The organism is Arthrobacter sp. NPDC093125 (assembly GCF_044754225.1).
Lineage (GTDB): Bacteria > Actinomycetota > Actinomycetes > Actinomycetales > Micrococcaceae > Arthrobacter.
This window is the reverse complement of the sequence record NZ_JBIVOQ010000016.1, coordinates 63,112-86,654: the sequence shown is the minus strand read 5'-3', so window position 1 is coordinate 86,654 and position 23,543 is coordinate 63,112. Positions and strand designations below refer to the sequence as shown.

Genomic DNA, 23,543 nt, shown 5'->3' with positions numbered 1-23,543 from the left:
CCGGGCTCCGGAATGTCTGCGCTGTGAATAACCGACCGCCGCGGCAGGAGAAGTTAGCGACGAACTGTCCCCGTCCGCTGCCCGGAATTCGACTACGCTCTGAAGTCATGGACCTTCGCCAACTGCGTTACTTTCAGGCCGTCGTCGAAGCGGGTTCCTTTGTAGCGGCCGCAGCCGAGTTGCACATGTCGCAACCGCCCCTAAGCCTGACCATAAGCAAGCTTGAATCAGAGCTGGGCGTTCAGCTCCTGATCAGGACAGCCCGGGGGGTGAGTCCGACCAGCGCCGGCATGTATCTGCTCAATGCCGGCTCACGCATACTGGGCGATGTGGATGAGGTCGTCAATCACCTGACCAATTACGGTGCCGGGCGGGAGGGGGCCATCACGGTTGCCAGCGTCCCGGCCCTCATGTGGTACCGGATTCCGCAGCTCCTCAAAGAGCACAGCGTGGAGAACCCCGACGTCGACGTCCGGCTCATCGATCCGCCGCCCTGGACAGCTATCGAGATGATCCACAACCGCAAGGCTGATGTCGCCTTCATTATGGTTGCCGATGCAGAACAGTTCGCTGAGCGGCAGGACCGCTTCCACATTATCCGTTGGGAAGATGTCCCCCTGGTTGCTGCTTTCCCGCCGGACCGCACAGACCTTCCAGACCCCGTGGGCATTGGCGTTTTCGAGGCGATGACAATGATCCTGCCGCAGCGGACACCGGCTGTTCCCAGCCTGCCCGACATCGTCGATGAAACCCTGAGGCGCTTCGGTGTAATTACTGGCCGCACACGAATCGCTGACACCATCCAGACAAGCATCCCGCTGATTACATCCGGGCAGGCCAGTTCCATCCTTCCCGACGCGCAGCGGCGGAGCCTTCGAAAGTTTGATCTCGTTGTTCGCGAGATCCGCGAACCCATTCCGCCGCTGCAAGCGGTAGCTGTCGTTTCGGCGCGGGCAGAGGTGAGCCCCGCATTGAGCCGGCTGCTGAAGCGGATTCGCTCGTCCGCTCCCGCGCACCGTCCTTCGACATAACAGCCCCCAGGGCGAAGCGCCTGTCTCCCGGCCAGTGACCGCGGCTGATACAGACCTATACATTCCGTATATGCAACGTAGAGCGAAATAGTACTTTCCCTTGGGGCAGAGACTTGAGATGGTTACCTCAGTCACAACAAACCCGATCGCTTAGGCGACGAAACCCCAACCCCAAGGAAGAAACATGAAGCCTCAACTCGGTGTCGCAGCAGCAGCTGCTGCATGTCTTTTCGCTGTGGCTGGCTGTGCCAGCGGTGCAAACACGACCGGTTCCGGCACCTCGGGAGCCAATGGCGGCTCCAGCACCACGTTCGTCAAGAAGGATCCGCTGATCCTGGGCTACTCCGTATACGACCAGACTGACCCCTACTTCATCGCCTACGCCAAGGGTGTCAAGGCGCGGGCAGCTGAGCGCGGTGCGGAGGTCGTCATCTCTGACTCCAAGGACTCGGCGCAGATTCAGGTGACGGGTAGCTCGCAGCTGATTTCACGCAATATTTCTGCTTTGCTGATTACCCCGGTGCAGCCGGACTCGCTGCCGGCGACAATTTCAGCCGCCCACGCAGCGAAGATTCCTGTTCTCGTCGGTGACATTGGAGCCAAGGGCGATTACGACTACTTCGTTCAGTCCAACAATGAAGAAGGCGGCGGCCAGGCAGCGGAGTACCTCTGCAAAAAGTTCGATGACGGCCAGCCGCATGAAATCGCGTTCATTCGGGATGACCCGGGACACGCAGCAGGTGAGGCCCGCGGCAAGGGATTCAAGGACGGTCTCGCCAAGTGCCCGAATCTGAAGCTTGTCAGTGAAATTCCAGGCCAGACCGTCGAGGCGGCCTTCAAAGCCGGCCAGGACATCTTTGCAGCCAACCCAAACGTGGAAGCCATCTTTGGTTTCAACAGCAACGCTGTCCAGGGCGCGGTCCGAGCATCGGAAACCTCCAAGAAGAAGCCCACCGTCGTCGGCTTCAACGGTGACCCAATCGAGCTGGAACTAATCGAGCAGGGCAAGCAGGAAGCCACCGTGGCCCAGGACCCGTTCGGTCAGGGTCAGGCTCTGGTTGACGCTGCGCTGGACCTTCTCGACGGTAAGGAGCCGAAGTTCACTGACGCGGCTTCCAAGACCCTGGAGCAGCCGACCACTCTCGTCACCAAGGAGAACCTGGCTGATTTCAAGGCCAAGCTCAATCGCCAGTAGACCCTCCAACGTTAAGGCATTGCAATGAACCTCGGACCCGTAGTGTTCGAAGCGGTGAACGTCAGCCGCACCTATCCAGGCGTGCGAGCCCTCAAAGGCGTGGACCTCACGCTTCGTGCCGGTGAAGTCACCGCTCTGATGGGCGAGAATGGCGCCGGTAAGAGCACGTTGATTCGCCTCATCGGCGGGCTTGAACCGCCTTCAACCGGTGAGCTGCGCATGAAGGGCAGCCCGGTCGAATTCAACTCCGCCGCAGATTCCCAGGCTGCCGGTGTCACCGTCGTGGCTCAGGAGTTTCGCCTGGTGCCCCAGCTCACCGTGGCCGAGAACATCTTCTTGGGCAGCGAGCTGACCCGGAATGGACTGATCCGGGTAGGGGAGAGCAAACGGCACGCCAGGCGTCTGCTCGACCAGCTCGGTCTGGACCTGGACCCTTCCAGGACCGTTGAGACTCTCTCCGTCGGCAACCAGCAGATGGTCGAGATTGCCCGGTCGCTGTCCAAGGACGCCGAAGTCATCATCATGGATGAACCATCTGCCGCATTGAACCGGGGAGAAGTCCGGCGCCTGCTCGACCTCATCAAACTGCTGAAGAGCCAAGGAAAGGCCATCCTTTACGTCTCCCACCGCCTGGATGAAATCTTCGAAATTTCCGACAACATCGTTGTTTTCCGGGACGGAGAGCGCGTGGGAGACCTGAAAACCGCAGATACCACGGAGGCGGAGTTGGTCGAACTCATGCTGGGACGCGAGCTTCAAAAGTTCGAGCAGAGTACGCACAGTACAGATGCAGCGGAGCAGCCCGTCCGGCTCAGCGTGGAGGGTGTTACCTGCCCCAAGGTTGTGGCACCTGTCAGCTTCAGCGTCCGCCGCGGCGAGATCCTCGGTCTCGCGGGTCTGGTCGGCTCGGGACGGTCCGAAGTCATGCAGGCCATGTTCGGAGTGATTCCGGCTAAGGGCGAAATCAAAGTCGACGACAAGGCCGTAAGGCTTACCGCACCGACTGGCGCCCTGCAGGCAGGCATCTTCATGCTGGGCGAGAACCGGAAGGCCGAAGGAATCCTGCCGCACCTGACCGTGCTGGAGAATCTCCTGATCTCCGCTAAAGAAAGCGGCAAGAACCCCATATCCCGTGCCATTCCCAGCACCCGTCGGGAGCTGGACATCTACAACCGGCTCAAGGACGAACTCCGCATCAAGGTTGACAGGCCCCGCCAGTACATCGGCAATCTGAGCGGCGGCAATCAGCAGAAGGTGCTGTTCGGTCGGGCGATCCTCTCCGGCTGCAACGTATTGCTGCTCAACGAACCCACACGGGGCGTCGACGTAGGGGCGAAGGTCGAGATCTATCAACTGATCCAGCGCCTGGCCGAATCGGGTGTATCCGTCGTCGTGAGCTCCTCCGACACACCGGAACTCGTCACTCTGGTCCGCCGGTGCATGGTCTTCCGGAACGGGCACGTCGTTGCCACACTTACCGGCGACGACGTCACGGAAGATCGGATCCTCGCCGAATCCGTCGGTACTGCCGGCCCCAGTCCCTCCGCCACAGCCGACGGCAACCTCGTCGTAAAGGACGCATAATGACTACCGCACAAATTGACACCAGCTTTGACGCGGCAGCAGCCCGGTCGCGTTTGCGGCGACAGACACTGGCCACGGCTCTTAGCCGCTATGGCGTGCTCATCCCATTCTTCATCGTAGCGATCATCTGCGTGGCGGCCGTCCCCAACTTTTTCGCTGGAAACAACCTGGCGAACATGCTGGTCAACGCGTCAATTGCCGCGATCATCGGCTATGGGATGACCGTCATCATCGCCCTTCGTGGCCTTGACCTCTCCGTCGGATCCATTCAAGGTCTCTCGGCCTGTCTGCTGACACTCTTCCTGGCAAGCGGAGGACTCTTCGCAGGCATAGGCGCCGGCCTGCTCACCGGGCTGCTCGTCGGTCTCATCAACGGAATCCTGGTGGCATACCTGAAGGTTCCGTCGTTCCTGGCCACCCTCGGAACCCTCGGTGCCATCCGCGGCGTCGCCCTCCTGGTAACTGATGGCCAGACGCTCAGCGGTGACGACGCATTCTTGAGCACGTTGGCAAACGGCAGGTTCTTCGGAGTTCCGATTCCGTTCATTCTTGCGATTGTCTTGCTTGCTGGACTGTACGTGCTCATGCAGTACACCCCGTTCGGACGACACGTCTGCGCTGTAGGCGGTAGCCCTGAGGCGGCAGCAGAAAGCGGAATCAACGTCCGCAGAGTTACCCTGATTGCCTTCATTATCGCCGGTCTTACTGCGGGTCTGGGCGGTGTTCTCCTGGCAGGCCAACTCGGCAATGTCACCGGTAACCTCGGTGTCGGGTTGGAACTGCAGATCATTGCCATTGCGGTCCTTGGCGGGACCAGCCTGGCCGGCGGCAGTGCCAACCTGCCCGGAACGTTCATCGCAGGTCTGCTCCTGGCAATGATTGCCTCGGCGCTAAACCAGCTCAACGTCCCGTCGTTCTACCAAAATCTGGCCATCGGCGTACTGCTCATCTTCGCCCTATCGCTTGACAGCATCCGGCGCCACATCCACCGACGCATCCTTTTGGAGGGGTGACCATGAACGCTGCAGTAAACACCCAAACCGTTCCAACCCATACCGGAGGGCGAATCCCGGCGCTGGGCGACTTCCTCCGCCGCTACTACCTGCAGGTCGCTGTGGTCGCGATGTTCGTGATCCTCTCAGTTGTCGTTCCTAACTTTGCATCCCAGGCGAACCTCAGCAACATCGCGCAGCAGGCTTCCTTTGCCGGAATTGTTGCCTGCGGCATGACGCTCCTGATCGCCGGCGGATTGTTCGACCTCTCCGTCGCTGGTATCACGGCAGTGAGCGCCATCGTCACGGCGCTCGTCCTCCCGAGCAGCACCATCGGGATGGCAGCGCTTGCCGGAATCATCGCCGGCGGGGTACTTGGTGTGCTCAACGGCATCGTTGTCACCAAGATCCGCATTCCACCGTTCATCGCGACCTTCGGCATGTTCAACATCTACACCGCCATCGCGTTCATTCTGACGGGCGGCTCGATCCTGGCAATCACATCAATCAACTTCCAGTCGTTCGCGACGGCTGCTGTTGGGCCCGTGCCGGCAATCTTCATCGTCTTCGTCGTCGTGTGCGTGGCATCCTATGCACTGCTCTACCGCACGAAATTTGGCCGACAATTGCGAGCAGTGGGCAGCAATGAGCAGGCTGCCGGCATGGCGGGTATCAGGGTCGACCGGGTGAAAATCACCGCCTTTGCCATTACCGGTATTTTCACCGGTATCTCTGCCGTGGCCTTGGCTGCCCTTCTGTCATCCGCCGCCGGCAACATGGCCTTCGGCGTGGAACTGACCGCCATCACCATAGCCGTCGTGGGCGGAACAGCCCTGCGGGGCGGAGAAGGGCGGCTGCTGGGCACCTTCACGGGCGCCATTTTCATCACCGCAGTTAATAGCGCGCTGAATCTCTTGGGCGTCAGCTCCTACTGGCAGAGCGTCAGTGTTGGCCTGATCCTGGTGCTGACCCTCATCATCGGCGCTCTGGCGGACCGCCGCGGCGCTGTCCGAGGCGCCTGAGCGCGCATGAATCAAGCATCAGCGCCGACGGCTATATCCCGTCCGACAAACCGGCCGCGAACCCCTCCCCGAGGGGTGTAGGCAGCACAGGTCGATGGCGTTACGATGCCCGAAGATTCAACAAGAATCGAAGAAAGGACACCCGTTGATCGGCATACACGATATGGGCGGGATGCACGGGTTCGGCAAGATCGACACCGTGGATAACGAGGTCTTCCATGAGCCGTGGGAAGGTCTGACATTCGCCCTTGAGAAGCTTTGCGCCCACTATGGCGTCTGGCTCACTGCTGACGAGGTACGCCATGCAATTGAAAAGATTGGCCATGGCACGTATTTGACCGCAAGCTACTACGAGCACTGGCTGCATGCCTGGGAGCCGCTTCTCATTGAGAAGGGCTTTCTCACGGAGGAGGAACTGCGGTCGCGGCAGCAAGCCGTCCGGGATGGGCTGGATCTCAGTGTGCAGGGGCCGCCGACGACACAAGCCGAAATCGACGAGCTCTCGAAGGCGCTGGCGAAAACCATCTGGGAAGGCGTCCCCGCCGACCGGGAAATCGACGCCCGCCCGGCGTTCTCCGTAGGAGACCGTGTGGTTGCTGTGCCCCGGCCGGTCCCTACGCACACCCGCTCACCCCGATATATCTGGGGCCATACCGGAACAGTAGTAATCAGTCACAGAGCCTACATCCTTCCCGATGCAGTGTCACAGCACCTGGGTGAAAACCCGGAGTACCTGTACTCGGTGAAATTTGAGGGAAGCGACCTTTGGGCCGACCAGGCTGAGCCCGGCACGCACTTCATCGTGGATCTGTGGGAGAGCTACCTGGCCCCTGCAGTGACGACAAACTAAAACCAGGCAAGAGAGGACGAACAATGTCTCATGATCATGGCGCTGGCGGCCACCATCCCGGGGAACTCTCAGACGGTGAGGTCAGGGCGCGTGCCCTGGAATCACTGTTTCGCGAGAAGGGGTACATCAAGGGCAACGTCGTTGACGAAATCATCGACACCTATACACACGACATCGGACCGCTGAATGGCGCCCGCGCTGTTGCAAAGGCCTGGGTCGATCCGGACTACCGCGAGCGGCTTCTTGCCGACGCTACGTCTGCACTGAAAGAGTTGGGGATTGGCGGGCTGCAGGGCGAGCATATGGTCGCCGTTCCCAACACCGACGACGTACACAACGTGGTGGTCTGCACCCTTTGCTCGTGCTATCCGTGGCCAGTCCTTGGTTTGCCGCCCCGCTGGTACAAGGACGCCCCATATCGCGCGCGTGTGGTCCGCGAACCCCGCAAGGTACTCGCCGAGTTCGGTACAACCCTGCCCGATGAAACCAACATTCAGGTATGGGACTCCAGCGCGGAAGTCCGTTACCTCGTGTTGCCACAGCGACCAGCCGGCACGGAAGGCCTGAATGAGGAGGACCTCGTCCCCCTCATCACCCGGGACTCCATGATCGGTGTGACACTACCGGCGGTTCCCTCCGAGGCGGTGGCAAAATGAGCCCCAACTGCCCCTCACCCGCTGAGGTCTCCGAGTCCACCTCCCGAGTCCGTCTTGACGATTTGAACGGCGATGCCGCGGTACCCCGCAGCAACGGAGAGATCATTTTTGACGCGCCCTGGCATGCTCGTGCCTTCGGGATGGCAGTAAGCCTTTGCCAGGACGGCCACTTCGAGTGGTCCGAATTTCAAAAGGCCATCTCACATGAAATCGCCCTCACAGGCCAACAAGGCGTCGACGAGTACTACGAATGCTGGCTGGCAGCGCTTTCGGAGGTGATGTCAACACGCGTGGACGCGACTGACTTGGCCGAACGCGAAGGCGAGTTCCGCAGCCACGAGCGCGACGAAGTGTTCTAATCCGTTTCGAAAAACTCCGCCGGCAGCAGCGCCGAACCGGTTTCCCCACCGCTTACGGATGTCTGCTGCCGGCTCGTACACACCACCGGACGGAAGGGCACAAGTGACTGTATCCCCCCACACACATCGAACGGTCGTCGAAGCGTTGCTGCAGCAGCACCGGCTCGAGGTACCAGCGGAGGAACTGGACCTGCTGGTCCAGGCTTACCCCGCACGCCGCGCCGCCGTACAGGCTCTCTATGAACTTGACGGTGTCCGATACGAAGAACCGGCCGTTATTTTCGAACCCCGAGTATGACCAGGAGCCATTTCCTCAATGAGCACTTCCCCCCTCCCCGGCAGCGGCGGAGAGCAGCATCCAGCGACGCTGGCTGAATTGGCCGCTGCGATACGTTCCGGCACGACAACCAGTGTGGCCGCCGTCGAACAATCAATCGCTGCAGCGGACAAGTACGACGAGGCGGTCGGCATGTTTCTGGCGCGCTTTAACGAACAGGCGCTGGAAGCGGCCGCAGCAGCAGACGAAGCCTTGTCCGCCGGAAAGCCCGTTGGGACGCTGCACGGTGTGCCCTTGGGCATCAAAGACATTTTCGGGACCACGGAGGGCCCAACCACGGCGCAATCCCTCGTTCATGACCCGCATGTACTGCATGGCGACGCAATTGCGGTGCAGCGGCTTCGCCAGGCCGGAGGCATCATCATGGGCAAGCTGACGACGATGGAATTCGCCACCGGTGAGCCGGACCCGACCAAGCCCTTCCCGATCCCACGATCATCTTGGTCACTGAAGCACTGGGCCGGGGGAAGCAGCTCCGGTTCGGGCAGCTCGGTCTCCCTAGGTGCAGCGTACGGGGCACTGGGAAGTGACACCGGAGGGTCAATCCGCATCCCGGCCGCTTACTGTGGCATATCAGGACTTATGCCGACATACGGACGGGTACCAAAGTCGGGAACGGTGCCGCTAGGCTTCACTGTTGACCACATTGGTCCAATGGCACGTTCGGCGCAGGACTGCGCCCTCATGCTTGATGTTCTCGCGGGCCCGGATCCATCGGATCCCACGGCATCAGATGTTCCTGTCGGGCAGTACGCTGCCGGACTCACAGGAGACTTGGCAGGCGTCCGCATAGGTGTCGACCGCATGGAAAACATAACGGACGAGTACGATGCCGCACTCTCCCCGGCATTCGATGCCGCGCTGGAGGTGCTTGCCAAGCTAGGCGCCGACATCGTGGAAGTGAAGATTCCGCACTATGCGGAGATGACGACCGTGGACGAGATCCTGATGTACGGGGAGGCGCTTACTTATCACCTTCCCGACATGCAGCGACGGTGGAAGGACTACGGGCTGGCGACCCGCCTTGCAATTGGGACGGCACTCTTTTACAGCGCCACCGACTATGTCCAGGCCCAGCGTGCGCGCCGTGTAGGGCAAAAGGCCATCAAGGAAACATTCAAGCATGTTGATTTGATCCTGATGCCGACCGCCGGCGGGGGAGCGGCGGCCCTGGAACGGATGGAAAAGGGCTACTTCCACGGTTTCGGTCCCATCTACACGGCCTACTGGGACACGCTGGGCAATCCCGTCCTCGGTATTCCTTTCGGATTCACCGACGAACAGCTTCCACTTGGCCTTCAGATTGCAGGCCGGCCGTTCGAAGAGGAGCTCATTCTCAGGGCGGGGGACGCTTTCCAGCGCATGACGGACTGGCACCTGAGGGTGCCGGACCCACTCGCCCGTACAGCTGCCGCTACGGCAACGGAACGTTGACTATCCCTATTTCAACTCCAACCAACCTAAGGAGAACTATAATGAGCACCTTCATCCCTACCTTGGTCCGGCGCGGGCCAAGTGCCTTGGCGGTGGTCGGAGCGCTGTTCGCCGTTGTGGCGTCGCTAGTCGTTCTTTACCTGGTGCAGTTCGATGCAGGGCAACTGTCCCGGGCAGGCATGCTGCTGCACGAGGTCATGCATGATGGCCGGCACCTCCTGGGCGTCCCATGTCACTGACCGCAGTCAATAACGTTGTCCATCTTCCGCTGCGCAGCTCTGTGCTTCGCGGGCTGCTCGCGGGGCTGATCGCCGGGCTCCTGGCCGGCGGCGTCGCCTATTTCACCGGGGAAAGCCTTGTGGATCAGGCCATCGCCATCGAGGAAGCGGGCGCGGCTACACACAGTCATGACTCGACTGCGGCAGGACACAGCCACGGTACGGAAGACGGGCCGCTGATTTCACGCGAAGGGCAACGCGCCGGACTGTTCCTGGCGACGTCTTTGACCGGCGGCTCGTTTGGGGTGCTGCTCGGCATCGTTTGGTTTCCGCTGAGTCGAAAGTTGGGGCATGGTTCAACGACACTGAGCGTCCTTCCTCTCGCGGGGGCGGGGTGGACTGCAATAGCTGCAGTTCCGTGGCTGTTGGTACCGCCAAATCCTCCGGCCGTGGGCGCCACCGAAACAATCGACTATCGAACCAACCTATGGGTCATTGCGGTGCTTCTTGGTCTGGCGGCCGTTATTACTTGGTTCGTGGTGCGCCGGTGGGAAGAATCCCGGCCCGGATCATCAGTAGTCCTCAAAGTTCTTCCAGGCCTGACAGCGGCAGCCATAGTCATCGTGGGATGGCAATTACTGCCGGACAGCGGAACGGACTACAACGGGTTCCCGGCCGACCTCCTGTGGAATTTCCGGCTGGCTTCTGCAGCAACCCAGCTCACCCTGTGGCTCGTCCTCGGGGTCGCGTTCCAGTTCCTTCTGGAGCGCAAAGTCTTGAGGAATTGAAGCTCACCTTTATCCGGCACGGACTATGCAGGCAAACCCGGGAGGCCCGTTTCGGCGCAGACGGGCCTCTCGACAGGTCATGCGTTCCCCTAGCCCGGATAGAAGATAGCCCGGCCGTTTGTTCTCCAACCGCCATCAGCCGGGAGTCAGCCGCGGCACTGGGACTCAAAGCTGTTCCGGACCCGCATTTGTCTCCAGCCAACTACGGTTACTGGAACGGACTGCCGCTGCAGGCCGTAAGCCCAACCGATCTCCGGCAGTGGCGTTCAAATCCAGGCTACAGAGGTCACGGGGGCGAGAGCATCGTGGACTTGCTGCAGCGCACAAGTCTATGGCTGGGGCAGCTGGACCGGACGCAGGACTTTATTATCGTCACTCATGCGGAAAATATCAGGGCCGCCGTAGCCGTCACTAGCGACAACATCGATGCCTACTGGTCAGGCCCCCAATGCCACCTTCGCGCCTTTGACTCCTACATGCTGAGCCTTTGACCACGGCTTGCATCTGACCGGAACGGAGACATCGGCCTTGGTTACAAGGCGCTCTGTTCTTTTCTCCCAGTCATTGCCGGTACTGGTTTAGGACCAATGCCGGTGATGGCTTCGGTATGGACAGCGTCCAGGATTCTTCGATCGTGGGTTTGCGCCAGCAACTGGATCTCGGGGACCGTGGATCGGTCCCTAAGATCAATTCGAGTTGGCACCACACCTTCCGCGATACGACAAGACCGGGCAGCCAAACAACCAACACGGACTACTTCTCAGCGGACTTCGGGCTTCCTGGGCCAGCAGGGGGGACACCTGCTGCCGCGTGCGCTCAGCCCTCTTGAGAAAGTTCCTTCGATTCAAACAATTCGCCGATAAGGCTACCCAGATGGGACCAATGAGTGCTGGACAGTGCTGCGGCACCCGCGGAATCCCCTTCCTCGAACTTTTGAATGAGCGCTTCGTGATGCTCGATAGTCTCTGCGCCTCCGAAGAGACTGCCGAATTTGCGGTAAAGAACCCGGTGCAGCTGTGGGTGGAGCTGTTCGATGATTCGGGCTATGACGGGGTTGCCTGCGGCGTCAATGATGATTTGGTGGAAGGCGTCGTCAGCGGCCAGTGCCTTGTCCACGTCATGCTTGTTGACGTGTGTCGCAAAGCTGCGGTTTGTCTGACGCAGAGACTTCATGTCTCGCTCGGTGAGTCGAGGAACTGACGCTTCGACGGCAACGGCGTCGAGTGCCTTAAGCACTGCAAGATTGGCGGCAACGTCTCGCTGATTCAGCGGTGCGACCTTCGTGTAGACGCCGGGCTTCGCCTCCACGAGTCCGCTGTCGATCAGCCGCGCCATAGCTTCCCTCACCGGCGTGCGGCTTAGACCGAGCAATTCAGCTACGTCGCTGTCCTTCAGTTTTTCCCCCGGCGCCAGCTCTCCTCGAACGATGGCATCACGAAGGCGATAGTACGCAGCGTCACTCATCTTAGGGCGTTCGACGGCCTTCATGCTGTTTAGCGGCATATTGCATACTCTACCGAAGTCGTCTGCGAAGTGAATACTTACGGCAAGGGGACTACTCGGCCTAGCCGTTATGCAATATATTGGATGCAATCATATCGAATCCAAGGACTGTCAGACTATGAAGAAGCTCCTGGCCCAGCCGATGTTGAGCAAAGACGACGACCAGGCCGCTTTTCCGATGCGGCGCGCCGCCACCGTAGTTGGAATTCTTGGGGGGATGGGCCCAGTTGCCACTGCGGACTTCTACCTCAAGCTCATTGAGGCCACCCCTGCCAGGCAAGACCAGGAACATCTCCGAACGCTCATATGGTCTGATCCCACCATCCCTGACCGGACTCGCGCCCTCCTTGAGAACGGTGCAGACCCCACGCCGGCAATCATCGCCGGCGCACGGCTCCTCCAGAACGCCGGGGCTAGCCTGCTAGCCGTGCCGTGCAATACCGCCCACGCTTTCCTCGGGCCAGTCCATGCGGCAGTGAATATGCCAATCATCCACATGATTGAGGAGACGGCGAGGTATATCGGAGCAATACAGCCGCCTGTGGGTGCCGTCGGGCTCCTTGCCACCACTGGGACAGTCCAGGCTGGCCTCTATCAGGAATGGCTTGAGAAGCGCGGCATCACGGTCTTGACTCCTGTTGCGGATGACCAGGAAAGGTACGTGATGGCTTCCATTCGCAGGATCAAATCCGGCGATACCAGCCCTTGCATCCGCGCCAACCTCAAAAATGCTGCAGCCAGACTGATCGCCTCCGGCGCTCAACGTGTCATTGCAGGTTGCACCGAAATCCCCATCGGATTAGACGAGGCAGACGTGTCGGTGCCTCTCGTCGATCCAGCCCGGGTCCTTGCCGCCTCCGTTGTTCGGCACAGCCTCACCGTAGCAGGAGCCGCAGTCGTCCTCCGTGAGGAATAGCCGACGATGTCCGAATTCATCTGTACCCAACATCAGCCGAACGTCTACGGTCAGTTCGTCACCAGACCCTCTAGGGCAGACAGCGCCTTCTCGGCTAGGAGGGACGACATCTCCAGGCTGGAGGGAATGCCATGTTTGGGGGGGCGTGGAAAGCTCCTAGTGGGAGATCCCGCGTCGGCCGCCATGAGGTTGACTTCGCCGGGCCGGATGATTGCCTCGTGGCCGGCCCCGGTATGGGGATGGAGTGCGACGCGCATGCCTCCGTGTTCGGGACCCGGTCCGGTTCGTAGTGGTCCAGGAAAACACCATGCTCCGATCAGGCTGCGCTGTTTCTGGGGAATTGTCCGGCGCAGGGCATGGCGCGCGGACCGCCCAGCGGAACGTCACGCGGTGGCAGCCGTTCAACGGGGGCGAGTTCGGCCGCCCTCAACACAAATGATCTCTTCGGGGACTCTCTCGAGGTTACTCATGGACCGGGCCGTCGTCTTGGGTTGAGGAGATCTGATGCAGGTGCCGGCGCAGGCTGGAGGCGACCCCGTGGGCGGCTTTGAGTTCCTCGGGCGTCAGTGCCTCCACGAAGAGTCGGTGGACAAGGCGGAGGTGTGATGTTGAGGAGCTGCGGAATGTCCTGGCTCCCTCATCGGTTAGCTCTACCTCTGCCCCTCGGCTGTCATTGCCTGACCGCTGCCGACGGATGAGCGCGCGGGTTTCCATGCGGCCGAGGTGGTGCGAGAGGCGGCTGCGTTCCCAGCCGATTTTCTCTGCGAGCACCGAGGACCGCAACCGGTGTTCGTCAGCCTCGCTCAGAGCCAGGAGTACGGCGTAGTCGCCGGGTGACACGCCGGACGTTGTCTGCAGCCCGGAGGCCAAAGCCTGCCGTATGGCCTCAGCCGTCTCAACGTACTCGCGCCACGCCGCCAGTTCGGCCGGATTGGGGCTCTGTCTGGCGCCCTTCCTGCTTTGATTCATCAACCCATGCCCCTTCGCTTGACATGTCAACCATACGACGGGATGATTGACGCGTCAATTAGATGATTGACATGTCAATCAGAAGGAGCGCTGTCATGAGCGAAGTGATCTTCGGACTGGACACCTTCGGTGACGTCCCCACGGACGACGCCGGTGCGCCTGTCAGCCACGCCCGTGCCATCCGGCAAGTGGTGGATGAGGCGGTGATGGCCGACCAGCTGGGCGTCGATGTCTTCACCGTGGGCGAGCACCACCGTCCGGAGTACTCGGTGTCCGCCCCCGAGACTGTGCTGGCGGGTATGGCCACCCGCACGTCCCGCATCCGCCTGGGATCGGGGGTGACGGTACTCAGTTCGGACGACCCTGTGCGGGTGTTCCAGCGGTTCGCGACAGTGGATGCGCTCTCGAACGGTCGTGCCGAGGTCATCCTCGGCCGAGGATCGTTCACGGAGTCGTTCCCGCTCTTTGGTTATGATCTCAGCGACTACGACGTGCTCTTCGAGGAGAAGATCGAGCTCTTCGCCCAACTCCTCCAGGAAAGGCCCGTAACGTGGAGCGGCACCGTCCGCGCCCCCCTCGTCGATGCCGACGTATACCCTAAGACCGAGGGCGGCCTGAAGACGTGGGTGGGCGTGGGGGGATCGCCCCAGTCCGTGGTCCGCACCGCGAAATACGGGTTCCCCCTCATGCTCGCCATCATCGGCGGCCAGCCCGAGCGGTTCATCCCCTATATCGACCTCTACAAGCGGGCCGCCGCGCAATTTGACACGACGGCGTGGCCTGTTGGCATGCACTCTCCTGGGTTCCTTGCCGATACCGATGACGAAGCCAAGGAGATCTTCTGGCCCCACTACAAAGTGGTGCGGGACCGGATCGGCGCCCTCCGCGGCTGGCCGCCCATCCGCTGGGAGGAATTCGAGTCCGAGATCCACCACGGCTCGATGTACATCGGCTCGCCGGAGACCGTGGCGAAGAAGATCGCACGAGCAGTGTCCTCGCTCTCTGTCGGCCGCTTCGACCTCATCTTCAGCTCCGGAGCCCAGCCGATCAGTGCGCGCCTAAAGGCCGTCGAACTCTACGGCAGCAAGGTCGTGCCGATGGTGCGCGAGCTACTCGCCGACCACGACCGTCAAGGGTCGGCAGTCGCATGACAGGAACCATCAGCATCCTGGGAGCCGGCAAGTTGGGCACCGTCCTGGCGCGCCTCGCCGTTGCCGCCGGCCACCGGGTTCTTATCGCCGGCTCCGGGGACCCGGAACGAATCAGGCTGATCATGGAAGTGATTGCCCCCGGGGCCGAGCCGGTGACCACGGAGCAGGCGGCCCAAGACGGTGACCTCGTCGTCCTGGCCTTACCTTTGGGCAAGCTTGGCACCGTGTCACGGGAAGCGGTGGCCGGCAAGCCCGTGATCGACGCCATGAACTACTGGTGGGAAGTCGACGGCCATCGGCCGGATTTCGAGGACCCAGGCAACGCCACGAGCCAACTGGTGCAGGAACACCTCGCCCAGTCCGTCGTCGTCAAAGCCTTTAACCACATGGGCTACCACGATCTCGACGAGGGTCCCCGGAGCCCCGGCGCCCCTGACCGCAGGGGTATTGCGGTCGCCGGGGATGACCTCGCCGCCGTTGCACGCGTTATGGCCCTGGTGGATGACCTCGGGTTCGACCCGGTCTACGCCGGAACGCTCCAGGACAGCATCCGCCTCGAGCCACATGCCGAAGCCTTTGGGGCAAACGTCGCTGCCACCGAGCTCCAAGCCATGCTCGACCGGTTCGACTCAACCCCCAGGGGCAGGGAGGTCGCCGCGGCACGAAACCGGACAGCCAACCTCCAGGCAGCGCCCTGAACAATCACTTTTCAGTCACTACCAGCGAAACCACTCGACCAACTCAGTGACAAATCAGCATGAAAGAAGATCATCATGAACATCATCCTGTGGATCATCACCTCCTTGCTTACGCTTCTCTTCCTTGCCGCGGGAACAATGAAGATCGCCCAGCCCAAAGCGAAGCTTGCCGCTTCCGGCCAGGGATGGGCTGAAGACTTCCCGGAGCGTGCCGTCAAAGGCATCGGCACAGCAGAAATCCTGGGCGCACTGGGCCTGATCCTGCCGGCGGTGCTGAATATAGCCACGGTACTTGTGCCGACCACCGCGACCGGGCTCTTTCTGCTGATGATCGGGGCGGCCATCACGCACGCCCGGCGCGGAGAGATTCCAAACGTCATCATCAACATCGCCCTTGGCATCCTCGCCGCCGGTGTCGCCCTAGCCCGGTTTGGCCCCTACAGCTTCTGAGCCCAAAGTATCCAGGGAGGTTCTAGCGTCCGAATGCAGTCATCGCCACAAGGCGCCCTGACTTGCGGAAATGCCGACTTCCTCATGGAACGGGAGTTCTCGCAGCTACTTCTACTCCCGTGCTTTACCCGGTCCATCACTTGGTATCCTGGCCGGCCCGCCGCCCGCCGAAGGATCCTATAAAGCTGTATTCTGCGTATCTCATCAGGTGAACCAATTCGCCCCGATCCTTACCGCGACGAACCCGAACACCTCGAACCCAAGAAAGCCCCGGCAGGCTGGTTCCCAAACGTGCGCAAGCCGCCTGTTTAAAGAGAACAGCGCGGGCTTGGAGAAATGGCGAGGTGCATTGGCACACCAAAAGAGGTGACTTTGAGCGGTCCACGGCTGGGGTCAATGCGGGTTATCCACGGCTGGAATTGGGAGCCGCGATGGTAGCTCCCTAGCAGCGGTAGCGGTGGATAACCTATGAGAATTGTCCCCGGTGTGGGCGGCGGCAGCGCTGCTGGTTCTACACCGCCCGGGACTGTTTCTCGTATTACGCGGGCATTCTCCCTTCCGCAAGACTTTGCCACTAGGGCTCGTGTTTGGGCCTTTGACAGGTATGAATGTCGCCGCCGTGGAGCATGGCAGCCGTGGTGCTCGCCGGAAACGACATTTGCATGACGAGCAGCCCGCGCACTTTTAACCAGGCCAGGGATGGACAAGCTGACGGTGCTAGCCGCTAAGAAAGAGGTAGCGCAGGGCAACCAGCCTGGGGTTTCGCGTAATCGGTGCCCACTCAAAGCAGGAGCAGCAATATACTTTCTCGTTTGCTTCATCGGTTGGCTTGCAAACGCTCCACAGAACAGGCGCAGAACACGGAACTGCCGCGCCCCCAAAAAGGGAGCGCGGCGGTCGCTATGTGTGCGTCGAAATCTCTCAGAAAGGAGGTGTGGACAATGTCCACACTTTTGGCCTCGGACTGAGTGGAACTAGTGCCGGACTGGGCCGGATTGCCCATGTTTTCGGGACTTCCCAGTGTTTTCAAGGGCGGGAATGCGGTTCGAGTCCCACCTCGGGCACAGTGTTTCCGCAGGTCAGAGGCTTTCTTGCTGCTGACTGTGTACAAGTCTTGACTTGTGGGCCCCTTCGGGGGCCATTTTTGTTGGTGGCCGTTGCTGTGGCTCGGGTGCCTCGTTTCCTAATAGTCTTGACGGTATGGGTTCTTACTCCTTCATGGTCGGGCCGGGTTGAGACTGCATGACCGGGTGGAGTTGGGGGAGCGCGCCTGAGCTGTGTCGTTGCCTGTTTCCGCCTTCACGACTGTTCATGGCAGAGCTCCCGAGTAACTGCATGACTACCAGGGCTCTTTTGCCCGGGCGTCTTGACTTACCTTTTTCAAAGGCCTGGGCGGACGGCTCGTGTCTCCGGTAACGAGCCATAGGTCGGCCTTGCTCGGTTGAAGGTCGACGAGGGCGGCCTCACCTGCTCCCGCTCGTCATTTAACCCAGGGTTGGAGGACGGATGTGTCAGACACAAGCCGTTTTGGTGCTTCAAGGCACCGGGCGTATGGCCACTCTATGTCTCTTAAGTGCCGCCCGTAGAGCTTGTCGTCCACGGTTGTGAGACAGGGTTCAGCAGTTCTTCCGCATTCCTCAAAAATGGCGGGAGAATTATCGAGTGGCCGGATGCTCTGTACCGCTGGAAATGTTGGATGCCCAAGGTTGGTATCAGTGGCGAAAGGGTTCGATCGAACAAGTCATGAAGATCAACGAGCTCGATACCTGGGCAAGCCGCTTCGCCTCTCGGCAGTGCTGCTTGTGGTGGGTTTCTTCCTGTTTGTGATGATGGGCCTTCTCCATCCCGGCGGGCCGGCCAACAACCATGGGGCGGTGTTTGTCGAATATGCCGCCAGCGCCGGTTGGACCGCTGTGCATCTCGGCCAGTTCGCTGGCATGGCGGTGATCATCGCGGGGCTTCTCGTTCTCTACTTCACGCTTGACTTCGGTTCTGGAGCGGCGGCTTGGTTGGCACGACTGGGTGCAGTTTCTGCGGGGTGGCGCTTGGGCTCTACGGCGTCTTACAGGCGGTGGACGGGGTCGCTCTCAAACAGGCCGTTGATGCGTGGGTGAGCGCGCCGGAGGCGGAGGCGGCGGCCCGTTTTGCCAGCGCTGAGACGGTTAGGTGGGTTGTGAGTGGGGCGCCAGGAGCTATCAGAGCTTCATGTTTGGCCTCACCTTGATCCTGCTCGACGGCGCAGCGGCCATTGCGGCGAGGCTGCCGAGGATCCTTTGCTATCTGATGGGGCTGTCCGGTCTTGCCTACATCGTGCAGGGCTGGGTGCTCGGATCCGAGGGCTTCTCCACGACCAACACGTTCGCAATCCTGGCCGGCTACGTCCTCGTCCTGGCGTGGATCATTTGGCTGATTGTGATCACCTGGTGGCCAAAAGACTCGATCAAGCTCGCTGGCTAGCGATCGACTCGCCGCCCGATTCGACAACTTGTGCTGTTTGCGGGAAGCCTCGGAGACTTTTACTGGTGCGTCTGGGTAGCAAAGCTGGTCGTATTCCTTGATGGGTAACCATGCTGTTTTGCATCCTGCCCCCGATGAGGCACAGCTCGATCCATCCTCTAAACCATCAAGTGTCAGGTTTGCTTCTGAGACTCGAGCCGTGAGGTGTCAGGGAATAGCAGATTGAACCCCATTCCGACGCTTTGAGCTAGTTCTGACGTCAGAATGGGGTGTGCCTCACCCGTACGTCCGGCAGCGCAATGCCGCCTATGCCCTCCCGTGGTGGATGCCGGTCGAGACGGGCATCCACGTTGGGAATAGCTGTCGTCTCTCCAGCGGTCATTAGACAGGAGTAGGTGAGACGGCGGTTATTGCCCCGTGATTCGCAGAGTTATCGGCTCGTTTTTTGCAGCGCTGTTTGGCCTGCTCGCCCTCCGCGCGCGTTAGGGTCCTCGCCGGGCATTCGGTGAGTGCGAGGTTCAACCCCAGAAGCGAGGCTTGGGGGTTGAACGGTAAGACGGCCAACCGCGAAGGCCGAGTTTCAGTCGTGGTGTTGTTCAGCCCCGGTGGTCGGTGCTGTCGTCGTTATCGTGCTGTTCTCGTGTGCTGGGTTGTTGGTGGCGGCCCAGTGGGCGAGTAGTTGGAGGCTGTCGTGGGAGGTAGAGCCCGGTTCGGCGGTGTAGGCGAGGATGGACAGTCCTTTGTCGGTGACGATTTCCAGTCCTTCGAAGGTCAGGTCCAGGTCTCCGACGATGGGGTGGTGAACTTGTTTTGATCCTGAGTGGTGGAGCCGTACGTCGTGGGCTGCCCAGAGCGTGCGGAAGTCGTCGCTGCGGGTGGCCAGTTCTCCGATGAGGTCGCTGAGGTCCCGGTCGTAGGGTGCTCGGCCTGCGGCGCTGCGCAGGAGCGCTAACGTTTGTCGGGCTGCGTCCTCCCAGTTCCGGTAGAAAACCCTGGAGCGGGGGTCCAGGAAGAGGAAACGTCCGAAGTTCGCTGGTCGTTGCGGCTGGACGTACATCTCTGAGTAGAACGCTCTTCCGAGCTGGTTCGAGGCGAGGATGTCCAGCCGTTCGTTCTGCACGATGGTGGGCAATGCTGTCATCGCGTCGATCATCCTCTGAACCCCGGGGCGTACCTGCTGTGCCCGCGCGAGGTGGCGCCGACGTGCAGGTTCTGCGCCTTCGTTGGCGGCGCGTACCAGGTCGTAGAGGTGGACCCGTTCGGCGTCGTCAAGCTTCAACGCCTGGCTGATGCCCTCCAGAACCGATTCCGAGACGCCTTTGGCGTTCCCCCGCTCGAGCCGGATGTAGTACTCGGTGCTCATCCCCGCCAGCAGGGCAACCTCTTCGCGGCGAAGTCCATTGACGCGGCGTCGGCGGTATCCGTAGACGGGCAGGCCCGCCTGTTCCGGGGTGATCCTGGCCCGCCGGGTCATCAGGAATTCACGGATCTCGTTGGCGCTGTCCATCCTTCGACGCTACGCCCAAAAACCGGCGTTAGGGGGTCACTGCCATTAACCGGGTAGCCCGGGACTCCCTAGCGTTCTGCAACCGCTATTGACTGAGAACAGTCACCTACACGAAAAGGAAACACCATGACTGCTCAGGAAGTTTGGTTCATCACCGGCGCCGCCCGCGGAATGGGCATCGACATCGCCCGCGCGGCCCTGGACGCCGGCCACGCCGTCGTCGGCACCGCCCGCGACGCACACCGCGTCACCGAGGCCCTGGGTGAGAACGAGAACCTGCTCGCCGTGTCACTGGACATCACCGACGAAACCGAGGCCAAGACCGCAGTCGAAGCGGCCGTGGAACGGTTCGGCCGCATCGACAGGCTCGTAAACAACGCCGGGAACTTCTACGCCGGGTTCTTCGAAGTCATCAGCCCGGCCCAGTTCCGCCAGCAGATGGAAACGAACTTCTTCGGACCCCTGAACGTCACCCGGGCTGTGCTGCCGGTCATGCGCGCCCAGCGCAGCGGCCACGTCATCACCTTCAGCTCCACCGCCGGGCTCACCGGCCAGGAGTTCGTCGCCGCATACTGCGCCTCGAAGTTCGCAACCGAGGGCTGGATGGAATCCCTCCGGTACGACCTGGAGCCGTACGGCATCAACACCACCATCGTGAACCCCGGTTTCTTCCGCACCGAACTGCTCGTCGAGGGTGCCTCCACCATCTGGCCGGAGCTCTCCATTGATGACTACAACCAGCGCACCCAGGACACCATCGAGGCCTGGAAGGGCATGAACGGCAAGCAGGGCGGGGACCCGGCCAAACTCGCCGCCGCCCTCATCACCATCGCTGGCCAGGACCAGCCGCCGCTGCGCTTCCTCGCCGGTGCCGACGCCGTCCAGACCGCAGAAGACAAAGCAAACCTGCTCCTCGAGCAGGCCAACGCCTACCGCGAACTGTCCTCATCCCTCGCCCACGATGACGTCCTGACCGACCAGTAATTCCCCTGCCCGGGAACAGCAGGAAACTGGAACGTGGATAACGTCGCGAAGCAGTACGAGGAAAGACATCAGTAACGCCCCTTGGATCCGCGCGGCGCCGAACCGTGCGCGCGTATCCAGCCACTGACCCGGGCCCATGTCCTCGATTGCGAGGGCGATAACAGGCTCGGCCCGCCCAACAGCGACTCGGGGGTCAATCTCCCGCGTCAACCCCTGCTGAATTCGTTCTGAATCACCGCCGGGCCCGTACCGGCATGTATGAAAAGGACACTTGCTATGACTTCCAGACTTACCGGAACCGCCGCGATCATTACCGGTGCCAGCAGCGGCATCGGCATCGGCCACGCCACTGCCCTTGAACTCGCTGGCAAAGGCGCTTCCGTCGCTCTTGTCGCCCGCCGGCAGGACCGCCTCGATAAGCTCGTCGCCGAGATAGAGGAGGCCGGCGGAACAGCGCTGGCGGTACCGGCTGACATCTCCGACCGTGTTCAGGCGGAAGCCGCTGTTACCAAGACCATCGAGGCGTTCGGCCGGCTGGACATCCTGGTCAATAATGCCGGGTTGATGATTCTCGGGCCTTTCGCCGAGGCCGGCATTGATGATTTCGAGCGGATGATCGCCATTAACCAGCAAGGGCTGCTTTACATGACGAAGGCGGCCCTGCCCTACCTGCAGAAAGCAGCGGGCGAGGAGCCCCGCCAGGTGGCCGACATCGTCAACATCTCCTCCGTTGCAGGGCGCACTGCTTTCCCGATTATGGGCGTCTACAACATGACGAAGTTCGGGTCAACGGGTTCAGTGAAGCCCTCCGGCAGGAACTGGCCCAGGCGCACGTCCGCGTCGGTGTCCTAGAACCGGGCAAGGTCGCCACCGAGCTCGACTCCCACAACAGCGACGAAGTGCGCGCCGATATTGAGGCGAATTTCGGCGGGTTCCGTGTCCTGGACCCGCAGGACATTGCCGACGGCGTCGTCTACATGGTCACCCGTCCCTGGCACACCGCGATCGGTGAACTCTGGATCATGCCCACCGAACAGGGCTGAACCAAACCCATCAACGCTCTGCCGAAAGGAAACATCAACAAATGACACTGAATCGCCGTAGCCTATTGGGCGCAGGCGTTGGAGTAGCCGCAGCATCCTTGCTGCCTCTTCCCGCCCATGCACAGACGGGCACAAAAAAATCCGGGACGGGCTCAACGCCGTTGCGTACGGATCGCCGCATGCTCGGCTCACTGGAAGTCTCCGCCTTGGGGATGGGCTGCCAGAACTTCGCCGGGATGTATGGCCCACCGACGGACATCCAGGAGGCGATCCGAATCATTCGTGCAGCCTATGACCGGGGCGTCACGTTCTTCGATATCGCCGAAGTCTACGGGCCGTTCTTGGGCGAGGAGATAGTCGGCAAGGCGCTAAAACCGATGCGCGATGAGGTGGTTATCGCCACCAAGTTCGGATTCGACATCACCAAGAAGGGCGAGGTTCAGGGACTCAACAGCCGCCCGGAGCACATCAAGCGGGTAACCGAAGAACAGCTCCGGCGACTGAAAACTGACTACATCGATCTTCAGTACCAGCACCGGGTCGATCCCACGGTTCCCATCGAGGAAGTGGCCGGAGCGGTGCAGGAGTTGATCCGCGAGGGCAAAATTCGCCACTTCGGCCTGTCTGCCGCGGGCGGCGCGACCATTCGCCGTGCGCATAACGTGCAGCCGGTCACCGCTGTGCAGAACGAATACTCCATCTGGACCCGCGACCCGGAACTCGAAGCTCTCCCTACCTGCGAAGAACTGGGCATCGGTTTCGTCCCCTGGAGTCCGCTCGGGATGGGTTACCTGACCGGCACCGTAACCCCGACGATGGTCCACGGTACCGCAGATCTGAGGGCTACGCTTCCCCGATTCACCCCGAAGGCCCGCCGCGCAAACTGGCCCGTCGTCGAACTGCTGCAGCAGGTTGGCGCACGCCATCAAGCAGCTCCTGGCCAAATCGCGCTTGCCTGGCTGCTCGCCCGTAAGCCGTGGATCGTGCCCATCCCAGGGCCGACCACACTGGACCACATGGAGCAAAACATGGACGCGCTTCAAGTCCAGCTGACCGCTGCCGACATCGAAGAGATTGAGAACGGCTTCGCGCAAATCAAAGTGCAGGGCGCGCGATTGAGCGAGCCGATGCTGGCGATAATCGACGCCGGGGCCAAGCTGGGGACGAGCTCAATCGGCGGGCACGGCAACTCGCCCATGCCGTAGAGCCAAGGCGAACGGAAGAAAGCCTGGAGGTTCGCCGAACCGCTTCCTCCCAAGGAGCACGCTAAGCCTGCAACACGTCCAAGCCTCGCTGTTAGTGACCCCGTCGATCTGGCCCGGCTGCTGCCTCTGGACGAGGACACCCCGGTGAAGGTCCCTAGAACTTCATCATCATTCGAGCGGAGGCACGGAGATGG

Annotated in this window: 26 protein-coding genes; 23 read left to right on the top strand and 3 right to left on the bottom strand. The window is 61.2% G+C overall.

Annotated features, from left to right (window positions below; all coding sequences use genetic code 11):
- The first annotated feature begins 107 nt into the window (after positions 1-107).
- The 13 genes from ACIP9X_RS19825 to ACIP9X_RS19765 all read left to right on the top strand — a co-directional run bounded on the left by ACIP9X_RS19825 (position 108) and on the right by ACIP9X_RS19765 (position 10,957).
- Complete coding sequence (locus tag ACIP9X_RS19825; RefSeq protein ID WP_400481473.1) at positions 108-1,031, top strand: LysR family transcriptional regulator; 924 nt, start codon at positions 108-110, stop codon at positions 1,029-1,031.
- 184 nt (positions 1,032-1,215) lie between these two features.
- Positions 1,216-2,226 carry a substrate-binding domain-containing protein gene (locus ACIP9X_RS19820; RefSeq protein ID WP_400481472.1) on the top strand — a complete coding sequence of 337 codons (1,011 nt, stop codon included), beginning with the start codon at positions 1,216-1,218 and terminating at the stop codon, positions 2,224-2,226.
- A 24-nt stretch (positions 2,227-2,250) separates the two neighbouring features.
- Positions 2,251-3,810 (top strand): sugar ABC transporter ATP-binding protein, encoded by a 1,560-nt coding sequence (locus ACIP9X_RS19815; protein ID WP_400481471.1) that lies wholly within the window; start codon positions 2,251-2,253, stop codon positions 3,808-3,810.
- On the top strand, positions 3,810-4,823 hold the full coding sequence (locus tag ACIP9X_RS19810) for an ABC transporter permease (RefSeq protein ID WP_400481470.1): 1,014 nt from the start codon (positions 3,810-3,812) through the stop codon (positions 4,821-4,823). Before ACIP9X_RS19815 ends, ACIP9X_RS19810 begins: the two co-directional genes overlap by 1 nt.
- Before the next feature lie 2 nt (positions 4,824-4,825).
- Positions 4,826-5,824 carry an ABC transporter permease gene (locus tag ACIP9X_RS19805; protein WP_400481469.1) on the top strand — a complete coding sequence of 333 codons (999 nt, stop codon included), beginning with the start codon at positions 4,826-4,828 and terminating at the stop codon, positions 5,822-5,824.
- Positions 5,825-5,969: 145 nt separating this feature from the next.
- Positions 5,970-6,674, top strand: a complete 705-nt coding sequence (gene nthB, locus ACIP9X_RS19800; RefSeq protein WP_400481468.1) for a nitrile hydratase subunit beta — start codon at positions 5,970-5,972, stop codon at positions 6,672-6,674.
- A gap of 23 nt (positions 6,675-6,697) precedes the next feature.
- Complete coding sequence (gene nthA, locus ACIP9X_RS19795) at positions 6,698-7,330, top strand: nitrile hydratase subunit alpha (protein WP_400481467.1); 633 nt, start codon at positions 6,698-6,700, stop codon at positions 7,328-7,330.
- Positions 7,327-7,689 (top strand): nitrile hydratase accessory protein, encoded by a 363-nt coding sequence (locus tag ACIP9X_RS19790; RefSeq protein ID WP_400481466.1) that lies wholly within the window; start codon positions 7,327-7,329, stop codon positions 7,687-7,689. The genes nthA and ACIP9X_RS19790 overlap by 4 nt, the downstream gene beginning before the upstream one ends.
- 103 nt (positions 7,690-7,792) lie before the next feature.
- Positions 7,793-7,987: a hypothetical protein gene (locus ACIP9X_RS19785; RefSeq protein WP_400481465.1), complete on the top strand. Its 195-nt coding sequence runs from the start codon at positions 7,793-7,795 to the stop codon at positions 7,985-7,987.
- An 18-nt stretch (positions 7,988-8,005) separates the two neighbouring features.
- Complete coding sequence (locus ACIP9X_RS19780; protein WP_400481464.1) at positions 8,006-9,460, top strand: amidase; 1,455 nt, start codon at positions 8,006-8,008, stop codon at positions 9,458-9,460.
- Positions 9,461-9,501: 41 nt separating this feature from the next.
- Positions 9,502-9,699: a CbtB domain-containing protein gene (locus ACIP9X_RS19775; protein ID WP_400481463.1), complete on the top strand. Its 198-nt coding sequence runs from the start codon at positions 9,502-9,504 to the stop codon at positions 9,697-9,699.
- Positions 9,690-10,466 (top strand): CbtA family protein, encoded by a 777-nt coding sequence (locus ACIP9X_RS19770; RefSeq protein ID WP_400481462.1) that lies wholly within the window; start codon positions 9,690-9,692, stop codon positions 10,464-10,466. Before ACIP9X_RS19775 ends, ACIP9X_RS19770 begins: the two co-directional genes overlap by 10 nt.
- Positions 10,364-10,957 carry a histidine phosphatase family protein gene (locus ACIP9X_RS19765; protein WP_400481461.1) on the top strand — a complete coding sequence of 198 codons (594 nt, stop codon included), beginning with the start codon at positions 10,364-10,366 and terminating at the stop codon, positions 10,955-10,957. The genes ACIP9X_RS19770 and ACIP9X_RS19765 overlap by 103 nt, the downstream gene beginning before the upstream one ends.
- A gap of 325 nt (positions 10,958-11,282) precedes the next feature.
- Here the strand turns inward: ACIP9X_RS19765 and ACIP9X_RS19760 are convergent, their stop codons facing one another.
- Positions 11,283-11,969 (bottom strand): GntR family transcriptional regulator, encoded by a 687-nt coding sequence (locus tag ACIP9X_RS19760; protein ID WP_400481460.1) that lies wholly within the window; start codon positions 11,967-11,969, stop codon positions 11,283-11,285.
- Positions 11,970-12,087: 118 nt separating this feature from the next.
- Here ACIP9X_RS19760 and ACIP9X_RS19755 point away from each other — a divergent pair, with 118 nt between their 5' ends.
- Positions 12,088-12,885, top strand: coding sequence for an aspartate/glutamate racemase family protein (locus tag ACIP9X_RS19755; RefSeq protein WP_400481459.1), 798 nt, complete (start codon positions 12,088-12,090; stop codon positions 12,883-12,885).
- Between the two features lie 462 nt (positions 12,886-13,347).
- On the opposite strand, the gene ACIP9X_RS19750 is transcribed toward ACIP9X_RS19755, so the two are convergent.
- Complete coding sequence (locus ACIP9X_RS19750; RefSeq protein WP_400481458.1) at positions 13,348-13,854, bottom strand: MarR family winged helix-turn-helix transcriptional regulator; 507 nt, start codon at positions 13,852-13,854, stop codon at positions 13,348-13,350.
- A gap of 95 nt (positions 13,855-13,949) precedes the next feature.
- Here ACIP9X_RS19750 and ACIP9X_RS19745 point away from each other — a divergent pair, with 95 nt between their 5' ends.
- The 5 genes from ACIP9X_RS19745 (at position 13,950) to ACIP9X_RS19725 (ending at position 18,610) form a co-directional block, all read left to right on the top strand.
- A complete protein-coding gene (locus ACIP9X_RS19745) occupies positions 13,950-15,005 on the top strand; it encodes an LLM class flavin-dependent oxidoreductase (RefSeq protein ID WP_400481457.1) in 1,056 nt (351 codons plus the stop codon).
- The gene (locus tag ACIP9X_RS19740; protein WP_400481456.1) at positions 15,002-15,703 is read left to right on the top strand and encodes an NADPH-dependent F420 reductase; all 702 of its coding nucleotides are present in this window, start codon (positions 15,002-15,004) and stop codon (positions 15,701-15,703) included. The genes ACIP9X_RS19745 and ACIP9X_RS19740 overlap by 4 nt, the downstream gene beginning before the upstream one ends.
- Before the next feature lie 75 nt (positions 15,704-15,778).
- Positions 15,779-16,153, top strand: coding sequence for a DoxX family protein (locus tag ACIP9X_RS19735; protein ID WP_400481455.1), 375 nt, complete (start codon positions 15,779-15,781; stop codon positions 16,151-16,153).
- A 1,715-nt stretch (positions 16,154-17,868) separates the two neighbouring features.
- Positions 17,869-18,267, top strand: coding sequence for a hypothetical protein (locus ACIP9X_RS19730; protein WP_400481454.1), 399 nt, complete (start codon positions 17,869-17,871; stop codon positions 18,265-18,267).
- 91 nt (positions 18,268-18,358) lie between these two features.
- Positions 18,359-18,610, top strand: coding sequence for a hypothetical protein (locus ACIP9X_RS19725; RefSeq protein WP_400481453.1), 252 nt, complete (start codon positions 18,359-18,361; stop codon positions 18,608-18,610).
- Between the two features lie 580 nt (positions 18,611-19,190).
- Here the strand turns inward: ACIP9X_RS19725 and ACIP9X_RS19720 are convergent.
- A complete protein-coding gene (locus tag ACIP9X_RS19720; protein WP_400481452.1) occupies positions 19,191-20,117 on the bottom strand; it encodes a helix-turn-helix transcriptional regulator in 927 nt (308 codons plus the stop codon).
- Positions 20,118-20,243: 126 nt separating this feature from the next.
- Here ACIP9X_RS19720 and ACIP9X_RS19715 point away from each other — a divergent pair, with 126 nt between their 5' ends.
- From ACIP9X_RS19715 to ACIP9X_RS19700, 4 genes are all read left to right on the top strand, one after another.
- A complete protein-coding gene (locus ACIP9X_RS19715; protein ID WP_400481451.1) occupies positions 20,244-21,101 on the top strand; it encodes an SDR family oxidoreductase in 858 nt (285 codons plus the stop codon).
- Between the two features lie 276 nt (positions 21,102-21,377).
- The gene (locus tag ACIP9X_RS19710) at positions 21,378-21,953 is read left to right on the top strand and encodes an SDR family NAD(P)-dependent oxidoreductase (protein WP_400481450.1); all 576 of its coding nucleotides are present in this window, start codon (positions 21,378-21,380) and stop codon (positions 21,951-21,953) included.
- 47 nt (positions 21,954-22,000) lie between these two features.
- The gene (locus tag ACIP9X_RS19705; RefSeq protein ID WP_400481449.1) at positions 22,001-22,144 is read left to right on the top strand and encodes a hypothetical protein; all 144 of its coding nucleotides are present in this window, start codon (positions 22,001-22,003) and stop codon (positions 22,142-22,144) included.
- Positions 22,145-22,323: 179 nt separating this feature from the next.
- Positions 22,324-23,349 carry an aldo/keto reductase gene (locus ACIP9X_RS19700; RefSeq protein ID WP_400481448.1) on the top strand — a complete coding sequence of 342 codons (1,026 nt, stop codon included), beginning with the start codon at positions 22,324-22,326 and terminating at the stop codon, positions 23,347-23,349.
- Positions 23,350-23,543: the final 194 nt, after the last annotated feature.

Excerpts from the sequence above, each read along its gene's own strand:
- ACIP9X_RS19725 (WP_400481453.1), top strand. The coding sequence starts at position 18,359 with ATGTTTGGCCTCACCTTGATCCTGCTCGACGGCGCAGCGGCCATTGCG.
- ACIP9X_RS19790 (WP_400481466.1), top strand. The coding sequence starts at position 7,327 with ATGAGCCCCAACTGCCCCTCACCCGCTGAGGTCTCCGAGTCCACCTCC.
- ACIP9X_RS19780 (WP_400481464.1), top strand. The coding sequence starts at position 8,006 with ATGAGCACTTCCCCCCTCCCCGGCAGCGGCGGAGAGCAGCATCCAGCG.
- ACIP9X_RS19710 (WP_400481450.1), top strand. The coding sequence starts at position 21,378 with ATGACTTCCAGACTTACCGGAACCGCCGCGATCATTACCGGTGCCAGC.
- ACIP9X_RS19770 (WP_400481462.1), top strand. The coding sequence starts at position 9,690 with ATGTCACTGACCGCAGTCAATAACGTTGTCCATCTTCCGCTGCGCAGC.
- ACIP9X_RS19745 (WP_400481457.1), top strand. The coding sequence starts at position 13,950 with ATGAGCGAAGTGATCTTCGGACTGGACACCTTCGGTGACGTCCCCACG.
- ACIP9X_RS19735 (WP_400481455.1), top strand. The coding sequence starts at position 15,779 with ATGAACATCATCCTGTGGATCATCACCTCCTTGCTTACGCTTCTCTTC.
- ACIP9X_RS19720 (WP_400481452.1), bottom strand. The coding sequence starts at position 20,117 with ATGGACAGCGCCAACGAGATCCGTGAATTCCTGATGACCCGGCGGGCC.
- ACIP9X_RS19810 (WP_400481470.1), top strand. The coding sequence starts at position 3,810 with ATGACTACCGCACAAATTGACACCAGCTTTGACGCGGCAGCAGCCCGG.
- ACIP9X_RS19750 (WP_400481458.1), bottom strand. The coding sequence starts at position 13,854 with ATGAATCAAAGCAGGAAGGGCGCCAGACAGAGCCCCAATCCGGCCGAA.
- ACIP9X_RS19700 (WP_400481448.1), top strand. The coding sequence starts at position 22,324 with ATGCTCGGCTCACTGGAAGTCTCCGCCTTGGGGATGGGCTGCCAGAAC.
- ACIP9X_RS19805 (WP_400481469.1), top strand. The coding sequence starts at position 4,826 with ATGAACGCTGCAGTAAACACCCAAACCGTTCCAACCCATACCGGAGGG.
- ACIP9X_RS19775 (WP_400481463.1), top strand. The coding sequence starts at position 9,502 with ATGAGCACCTTCATCCCTACCTTGGTCCGGCGCGGGCCAAGTGCCTTG.
- ACIP9X_RS19820 (WP_400481472.1), top strand. The coding sequence starts at position 1,216 with ATGAAGCCTCAACTCGGTGTCGCAGCAGCAGCTGCTGCATGTCTTTTC.
- ACIP9X_RS19815 (WP_400481471.1), top strand. The coding sequence starts at position 2,251 with ATGAACCTCGGACCCGTAGTGTTCGAAGCGGTGAACGTCAGCCGCACC.
- ACIP9X_RS19760 (WP_400481460.1), bottom strand. The coding sequence starts at position 11,969 with ATGCCGCTAAACAGCATGAAGGCCGTCGAACGCCCTAAGATGAGTGAC.
- ACIP9X_RS19715 (WP_400481451.1), top strand. The coding sequence starts at position 20,244 with ATGACTGCTCAGGAAGTTTGGTTCATCACCGGCGCCGCCCGCGGAATG.
- ACIP9X_RS19755 (WP_400481459.1), top strand. The coding sequence starts at position 12,088 with ATGAAGAAGCTCCTGGCCCAGCCGATGTTGAGCAAAGACGACGACCAG.
- ACIP9X_RS19825 (WP_400481473.1), top strand. The coding sequence starts at position 108 with ATGGACCTTCGCCAACTGCGTTACTTTCAGGCCGTCGTCGAAGCGGGT.
- ACIP9X_RS19740 (WP_400481456.1), top strand. The coding sequence starts at position 15,002 with ATGACAGGAACCATCAGCATCCTGGGAGCCGGCAAGTTGGGCACCGTC.
- nthA (WP_400481467.1), top strand. The coding sequence starts at position 6,698 with ATGTCTCATGATCATGGCGCTGGCGGCCACCATCCCGGGGAACTCTCA.